The sequence below is a fragment of the Roseovarius atlanticus genome, assembly GCF_001441615.1.
In the GTDB taxonomy this organism is placed as follows: Bacteria; Pseudomonadota; Alphaproteobacteria; order Rhodobacterales; family Rhodobacteraceae; genus Roseovarius; species Roseovarius atlanticus.
On record NZ_LAXJ01000007.1, the window covers coordinates 270,856 to 278,282 of the forward strand.

Sequence of the window (7,427 nt, forward strand, 5' to 3'; positions counted from 1 at the left end):
CCCGCGCGTTATCGTCCAGCATCAAACCGGATGAGACCCATGATATTGAGCCGCCTCTTCATTTCCTGTCTTTCCCTTTGTCTGACCGGCACCGCACCAGCAAGCGCAGAAGAAACCGTACCGGTGATGGTCGGAGGCGAGTCGACGCTTGACGCCTGTGGCACGCTTGGTGCGGTCACGGGACTGGACCCGCAAGGGGACAACACGCTGACTGTCCGCAATGGTCCGGGCACGAGATACGCGGCAACCGACTTTCTGCCACCGGATCGCGAGGTGTGGATCTGCGATCAGACCCGCGAATGGTTTGCCGTCGTCTATGCAGCGGACGGCCAGACGGAATGCAATGTGTCTTCGCCACAGGCAGAGCGCGCAGTATACGATGGGCCGTGCAGCGCCGGGTGGGTTTTCGGACGCTACGTCACCATTCTGGCCGGTTGATCGGGCACCGCGGATCGTAGCGCCGGTGAAAACTCCAACGGTTCAGGCTCAGGCAGCGGCCTTGCGCCGGTTTTCCTCGAGACGCTTGTTGATGATGTCAGCGGTTTCGTCCGCTTCGGCCATGGGGGTGCCCATCTGGTCGGCAATCAGCTTGACCAGCAGGTCCACGCGCTCGATTTCTTCGGCACCGCCGTCGATGGCCCGCGCGGCCGAGGATGGTTTCAGAAGGCCATTCGCGGCCTTGGCATATTTCTCGAAGGGAACCTGATCATCTTCGTCCGCGCCCAGCTGCGTGACCAGATCGCAGACCTTCTTGTAGATCGATTGCGATTCCAGAAGGTCGCCGTGCACGGCCTCCTTGATGGGACGAATGCCGTCCCGCTGAACACAGCGGTAATTGCCGGTCAGCAGCATGGCCCATTTGGCGAAAGGCACAAAGAGGGAGTCAAAGAGGCGCAGTTTGACCGGCACGTCCTTGCCATCCACGCGGACCGCTTCGATCTTTTCCTCCAGCTCGCGCACGATGGCGGTATGGGCCGGATCCTCGAAAGGCGCGGCCTTGAAGTTGGTGGGCAATCCGACATGAAGGACGTTGGCCCCCTCCTCCGGCGGACGGAAAGCTTGCGGGTCGGGGCTGCACAGCGAGACGAGGCCGGGCTTGAAATCCTCCCAGGGCTCTACGCTGTTGAACGCGGGGCGCAGGGCGTCGGCATCCAGCTTCTCGATCCGCTTCAGGTACGGCAGGGGCGGCATGTTCATAATCGACATGCAAGGACGTTCCGCCGCGGCAATGCGCTTCATCAGTTCGGTGATCTCTGCATTGCCGTACTGTGGCTCGGACATAGCCAGCGCGACCAAGTCATATTCTTCAGGCTTCACGTCAGCAGGGGCCTTGGCATCGAGACGCCCGGGAAGATCACCCGATTTGAATGCGCGATGCTCATCCTCGTCGCGCAGCTTGATGCGCACTTCGGTGCCTTTCTCGTTGATGGTGTCGGCGGTGGCCTGGCGGCACACAAGCGTCACGTCCTGCCCTGCCATCAAAAGCTTCGTCCCCAGCAGCGAGCCGTAGGATGCACCCAGAATTAGAATCTTGCGAGCCATGTCGATCTCTCCTTGAGCTTTCATGGCGCAACATAATTACCCACAGAGATTCTTCTACAAAATTCGTGTAAATGTGTTATTGATAATATTAACAGATCAACAGATCGTAATTTTGTAAATTATCCTCATGTCAAAGACCTTTATCGGACCCAAGTTGCGGCAGCTGCGGATCAGCCAGGATCTGACGCAGGCCGATGTTGCAGATCGGCTTGGCGTCAGCGCCGCATATGTCAACCTGTTGGAAAACAACCAAAGAAGCCTATCGGTCAAGATGTTGCTGGCCATTTCCGAGACGTTTGATGTGGACGTTAAGGAGCTGACTCAGGACGACGGCGCGCATGTGCTTGCGGATCTGCGCAACGCGTTCAGTGACACGACCTTGGAAGGCGATCCGCCGGACGTGCAGGAATTGCGCAGCGCGATTGAACGTGCGCCGACTTTTGTCGATCATTTCCTGAAATTGCACCGCGCGCATCGTGCCGCTTTGAGGGTCATCATGCGGGGCGGAGCGGACGGCCACGACGAGAAGGTGCTGCACGCCTCGCCGGAAACGGCAATCCACGACTTTTTTCGCAAGAACAGCAATTATTTCGCCGTTCTCGAGGTGGCGGCCGAAAATGCGCGGCAGGCCATTCCGGTGGCGCCGGAGTCTCTTTTTGTCGACCTTCGCGCGGGGCTTCGCGAGATCCATGGCGTCTCGGTGGAAGTGCGCCCTATCGAGGAGCTTGGCGACTCGCTGCGCATTTACGACGAAGACAGCCGCACGCTCTTGTTGTCGCAGGCGCTCAACTCCGAGAACCGGGCTTTCCAGATGGCGCATATCCTGGCCTTCCTGACCGAAGGCCGCATGATTTCGAGAATGGCCCGCAATGCCCAGGCCGACCCCGAGCGGGTGCAGCCCAGGCTGGAGGTCGAGCTGGGAAACTATTTTGCGGCGGCCTTTCTGATGCCATACGAGGATTTTCTGGCAACGGCCGAAAGTACCGGATATGACATCGACCGCATCGCGCTGGCCTTTGGCGTCACGTTCGAGCAGGTTTGTCACCGCCTTACGACGATGCAGCGCGACAAGGCGCACGGGATTCCGTTTTTCCTGCTTCGGCTGGACCGGGCCGGAAATGTCACCAAACGCTTCAATGCCTCGTCTTTCGACCTTGCTGAGTATGGCGGGGCCTGTCCGGTCTGGAATGTTCATGCCGCTTTCTCGGTGCCCGGCGTCATCTTCCCGCAATTCGTGGAGATGCCAGACGGACAACGCTTCTTTTCGATCAGCAGGACCGTCCATCGCCCGGTCTTCAGTGCCGACACGCAGGATCGGAGGCTTACCCTGACGCTGGGCTGCGAGGCGCGGCACGCACATCGCATTCGCTATGCCGCAAGCTTCAAGATAGACGATCACACGCTTTACCAACCGATCGGCATCAACTGTCAGCTTTGCCCGCGGCAAGCCTGTTCGCAGCGTGCGCATCAACCGCTGTTCATCAACCTGCCGATCAATGCAAATCGCCGCGGATCGACTCGCTACGAAAGCTGAAGCCGCAAAGAAAAAGCCTGCCCCCCGGGAGATCAGGGGGCAGGCGTTGGGCGGTGCGGTAAGATGCGTGGCCCGTATCAGGCCCGGCTTTCCGCCGCCTTCTTGCGCTTGCGCAGGATGCGCTGCACGACCGGGAACAGGACCAGCGCCAGCGCCAGGCAGATGCAGACCAGCGAGATCGGGCGCGTGATGAACGTGGTCGCGTCGCCCTGAGCCGAGATCAGCGACTGGCGCAACGAGCGTTCGGCCAGGGGCCCCAGAACGATGGCCAGAACCGCCGGCGCCACCGGGTAGTTCAGCTTGCGCATCAGGTACCCCACGATGCCGATGATCAGCATGATCCAGGTGTCGAACATCCGGTCCGTCGTGGCGAAGACCCCCAGCACGCAGAGCGTGAAGATGATCGGCGTCAGCAGGGTGAAGGGCATCGCCAGCACCCGGATGAAGACCGGGATCAGCGCGATGTTCAGCACCACAGTCACCGCGTTGGCCACGTACATCGACCCGATCAGGCCCCAGACGAAGTCCGGGCTTTCGGTGAACAGGAGCGGCCCGGGGCGCAGGCCCCAGATGATCATGCCGCCCAGAAGGATCGCCGTGGTGGGCGAGCCGGGAATGCCCAGCGTGATCATCGGCAGCATCGAGCCGGTCGAGGCCGCGTTGTTGGCCGCTTCAGGCGCGGCCACACCGGCCACGTTGCCCTTGCCGAAGCTGTCGGGATCCTTCGAGAACGTCTTGCTGAGACCATAGGACATCAGCGCCGCCGGGGTGGCCCCCGCCGCGGGCAGCGTGCCCACGAAGAAGCCCAGGAACGAGCCCAACCAGGTCGAGTTGATGTACTGGCGGATCTGCTTGAAGTTTTCCTTCATGCGCGACATCGAGATCTTGACGTTGTGCATCTGGACCTTGCCGCTGGTGGTTTCCAGCGTCCAGAGCATTTCGCCGATCCCGTAGATGCCGATTGCCAGAACCAGGAAGCCGATGCCGCGCTGGAATTCGACCATGTCGAAGAAGATCAGGCGCGGGCTGCCCGAGATGATGTCGAAGCCCACCGCGGCCAGCACGAGACCCAGAAGGATCGAGAAGATCGTCTTGGGTATGTCGTCCCCGCCCAGCCCGATGAAGGTGGCGAAGGCCAACAGCATCAGGGCGAACTCCTCCTGCGGTCCGAACTTCAGCGCGAAGGCGGCCAAGGGCGGCGCGAAGAGCGTGAAGAGGATGATCGAGACCGTGCCGCCGATGAACGACGCGATGGCCGCGGCCATAAGCGCCTGGTCGGCCTTGCCCTGCTGGGCCATAGGTCGTCCGTCGAACACCGTGGCCACGGCCGTCGAGGCCCCTGGAATGCCCAACGTTATCGAACTGATCGCCCCCCCGTACATCGCGCCGTAATAGAGCGCGGCAAGAAAGATGATCGCCGTCGTCGGCGGCACCAGGAAGGTGATGGGCAGCAGGATCGCCACCCCGTTGACCGAGCCGAGGCCCGGCATGCAGCCCACGAACAGCCCCGCAAGGCAGCCCGCGAAAATCATCATCAGGTTCAGAGGCTGGAACGCCTCAAGAAGGCCTGACCCTAGGGATACAAGTACCGTTTCCATTTTTCGTCAGACCTCTCAGTAGAACCATTCGTAGCGGAAGTTGTCGACCCAGAGGAAAGCGTCCTCGAAGATCGGCAGACCCTTCGGCAGGTACTTCGTCAACGCCACCTCGAAGAGCAGGTACACGAAGATCGGCGTGCCGATCGCGAAACCAAGGGTCATCGGCCACGAATGCCGCCCCATGAAGCGCACGAAGAACAGCATGAAGACGACCAGCGCCAGGTAGGTGCCGATGAACGTCATCATGATCAGCAGCGCGAGAACCGACCCCGCCGAGATCGACACGAGAAAGATCGTATCTCTCGATATGTAGGGGTCGGTGTTGCGCGACTCGGGCGTCTTTTTCTGCGCCCATCGCACGAGCGTGGCGACGGAAGCCAAGGCCATCCCCGCCGACAACCAGAACGGCCACATACCTGCACCGGGACCTCTGCCCCTGACCCAGCCGATACTGAGGTCGTCTGTGTATACGTTTAGCATCAGGCCGAGCGACACTAGCAGTGTCGTAATGGCCATCAGAAGTTCCGCTGTCCGGACCGTCATTCTCTTTGGCTCCGTATAAATCGTTTGCGATCGTTCGAGGGGGCGTGTCCGTGTCGGACCAATCTGCCCGCGCCCGGATCGTCAGGCATCCAGGTGCAGGGCCCGATGTGTCCGGACCCTGCCTTTTTCAGGATTGGCTTACTCGCCGGTGATCGCACCCGCGCCGACCTTTTCGATCAGCTTTTCATGCGCGACCTTCTGGTTCTCGTGGAACGTGGCGAGGTCCTCGCCCTTCATCATCTTCTCGCAGGTCAGGCCGTCGGACTTGCAGAATGCCTGCCATTCCTCGCTGTCGAACAGCTCCTGGAACAGGTTCACGTACCATTCCACCGCCTCGGGATCCATGTCCGGCGGGCCGTTCACGGAGCGCTGCATGTAATACTCGATCTCCACGCCCAGTTCCTTGGCCGTCGGCACGTCCGGGAAGGCCGGCATGCGTTCGGCCGAGAATTGGACCAGCGGCTTGGTGTTGCCCGCGCGCCAGAACTCCATCTGCTCGGCGGGGTTGTTCACCGTGCTGTCGATCTGGTTGCCCACGAGGTTCTTGGCCACCGTACCACCGCCCGGGAACGGGATGTAGGTCACGTCATAGCCGAACTCGGCTTCCATCATCGCGGTCAGAACGCTGTCTTCCTGGCCCGATCCGGTGCCGCCGACCTTCCAGTTCTTGCCGGCCTCGGACACAGCAGCGTTGAAGCTGTCGAGGTCGGTGATGTCCTCGCGGTCGGTGTTGACCCACAACAGGAACGTGTCCATCGCCATCAGGCCGATGGGCGTGAACTCGGTCACGTCGATGCCAAGATCCTCCTGGATGATCGGCGTGGTGTAGAAGCTGTTCAGCGTCATCATGACGGTGTGGTTGTCACCCGCCTTGTCCTGCATATAGCGCAGCGCCTCGGCGCCTGAACCGCCCGGCTTGTTGATCGGGATGAACGGACGCGGGCTCAGGTCCTTCTTCTGGATAAGGCCCTGCAACAGGCGCGCGATCTGGTCCGCCCCACCGCCGGTGCCGGCCATGATGATGAACTCGACCGGCTTTTTCGGCTGCCATTCCGCCAGCGCTGCCGGCGCCGTCAATGCCAGTGCGGACGCACTCGCAACAAGTAGCTTAAAGGTATTCATGGTTATCCTCCCTATGGTCTCCATGTGTGTCAGGGCTGGTGCGCGTTCATTCTTGACGTGTTTGGCGCGTGCCCCATTCCTGGTCGTCTGCTCAGTCTTCGCCGGACCTCCCCTCTCTCCTCAATGAACCATGATGACCGGGAAATCCGCCTCGGCGACAACGACTTGCGAGTTGCCACCGAACAGGGATTCCCGTTCGTAACTGTCGTGATAGGCGCCGATGATCAGCATCCCGGCGCCCGCGGCGCGGGTTTCCGACAAAAGCTGCCGGCCGACGTTGCGCCCCTCGGCCTTGAAAAGCCGGATGTCGGACGCGACGCCGCGCAGTTCGAGATAGCGCTGCAACTGGTCCGCCCCGGGATGCTCGTCCTTGGGGCTGTCACCGGTATGCAGGATCGTGACCTTCTTGGCGTTGGATATGATCGGCATCGCCATCGCCACGGCGCGTGTCGCCTCGAGCGATCCGTTCCAGCCGATGGTGACGTGATCCGCGAAACCGGCGTCTGTAACGTCCTGGTCGGGGCACATCATCACCGGACGGCCCGAAGAAAACAGCGCCGATTTCAAGGTGTTGACCCCGAGGTTCATCTTCTGGTCCGGTTTGGCAACGCAGACAAGGTCGCACAGGCGACCGTATCTTTGCACCGCATCGACCTGCTTGCCCTCATACTCGATGAACCGGGTCGTGGGCTTGTCCAACTCGTGATCGGCGATCTCGAGCCCGAGTTTTCTGGCTTGCTTCTCGAACTCACCGTAGAGCTGGTCCCGGGTCACGTCGGCATTGGCATGCGCCGCATCCTCGATCTGACGGCGCAGCATGGTCGGGATCACGACGCCGTAAGGCATCATGTCCTCGGTCTTGGGATGGCAATGCACCACGCGGACCCGGGCGCCGAAGCGCCGCGCCAGGGCGGCGGCGTGGGCAAAGACGTTGTCGCCTTTGCCGTCGCCCCGCACCGGAAGCATAATGCTGTGGATGGAGTCGTAAGCCATGGCTCAGAACAATCCTTCGATTTCGCCCTGGTCGTTCAGGCGTATGGATTCAGACGCCGGCCGACTGGGCAGGCCGGGCATGGTCATGATCTCGC

General features: G+C 61.1%; 8 protein-coding genes. 2 read left to right on the forward strand and 6 right to left on the reverse strand.

Annotated elements, in window-relative coordinates:
* Positions 1-39: 39 nt before the first annotated feature.
* A complete protein-coding gene (locus XM53_RS08815) occupies positions 40-438 on the forward strand; it encodes an SH3 domain-containing protein (RefSeq protein ID WP_057792378.1) in 399 nt (132 codons plus the stop codon).
* Between the two features lie 48 nt (positions 439-486).
* Here the strand turns inward: XM53_RS08815 and XM53_RS08820 are convergent, their stop codons facing one another.
* Positions 487-1,542: a ketopantoate reductase family protein gene (locus XM53_RS08820; protein ID WP_057792380.1), complete on the reverse strand. Its 1,056-nt coding sequence runs from the start codon at positions 1,540-1,542 to the stop codon at positions 487-489.
* A 127-nt stretch (positions 1,543-1,669) separates the two neighbouring features.
* On the opposite strand from XM53_RS08820, the gene XM53_RS08825 reads away from it, so the two are divergent.
* A complete protein-coding gene (locus XM53_RS08825) occupies positions 1,670-3,076 on the forward strand; it encodes a helix-turn-helix domain-containing protein (protein WP_057792383.1) in 1,407 nt (468 codons plus the stop codon).
* Positions 3,077-3,153: 77 nt separating this feature from the next.
* On the opposite strand, the gene XM53_RS08830 is transcribed toward XM53_RS08825, so the two are convergent.
* The 5 genes from XM53_RS08830 to XM53_RS22995 all read right to left on the reverse strand — a co-directional run.
* Entirely contained in the window at positions 3,154-4,611 is a 1,458-nt protein-coding gene (locus XM53_RS08830; RefSeq protein WP_408006057.1) for a tripartite tricarboxylate transporter permease, read from the reverse strand.
* Positions 4,612-4,689: 78 nt separating this feature from the next.
* Positions 4,690-5,217: a tripartite tricarboxylate transporter TctB family protein gene (locus XM53_RS08835; RefSeq protein ID WP_082630843.1), complete on the reverse strand. Its 528-nt coding sequence runs from the start codon at positions 5,215-5,217 to the stop codon at positions 4,690-4,692.
* A gap of 138 nt (positions 5,218-5,355) precedes the next feature.
* A complete protein-coding gene (locus XM53_RS08840) occupies positions 5,356-6,339 on the reverse strand; it encodes a Bug family tripartite tricarboxylate transporter substrate binding protein (protein WP_057792389.1) in 984 nt (327 codons plus the stop codon).
* A 120-nt stretch (positions 6,340-6,459) separates the two neighbouring features.
* Positions 6,460-7,332, reverse strand: a complete 873-nt coding sequence (locus XM53_RS08845) for a universal stress protein (protein ID WP_057792391.1) — start codon at positions 7,330-7,332, stop codon at positions 6,460-6,462.
* Between the two features lie 3 nt (positions 7,333-7,335).
* Positions 7,336-7,427: formate--tetrahydrofolate ligase (locus tag XM53_RS22995; protein ID WP_144435491.1), on the reverse strand; the 92-nt coding region annotated here is incomplete at its 5' end.

Excerpts from the sequence above, each read along its gene's own strand:
- XM53_RS08815 (WP_057792378.1), top strand. The coding sequence starts at position 40 with ATGATATTGAGCCGCCTCTTCATTTCCTGTCTTTCCCTTTGTCTGACC.
- XM53_RS08820 (WP_057792380.1), bottom strand. The coding sequence starts at position 1,542 with ATGGCTCGCAAGATTCTAATTCTGGGTGCATCCTACGGCTCGCTGCTG.
- XM53_RS08825 (WP_057792383.1), top strand. The coding sequence starts at position 1,670 with ATGTCAAAGACCTTTATCGGACCCAAGTTGCGGCAGCTGCGGATCAGC.
- XM53_RS08830 (WP_408006057.1), bottom strand. The coding sequence starts at position 4,611 with ATGATGATTTTCGCGGGCTGCCTTGCGGGGCTGTTCGTGGGCTGCATG.
- XM53_RS08835 (WP_082630843.1), bottom strand. The coding sequence starts at position 5,217 with ATGACGGTCCGGACAGCGGAACTTCTGATGGCCATTACGACACTGCTA.
- XM53_RS08840 (WP_057792389.1), bottom strand. The coding sequence starts at position 6,339 with ATGAATACCTTTAAGCTACTTGTTGCGAGTGCGTCCGCACTGGCATTG.
- XM53_RS08845 (WP_057792391.1), bottom strand. The coding sequence starts at position 7,332 with ATGGCTTACGACTCCATCCACAGCATTATGCTTCCGGTGCGGGGCGAC.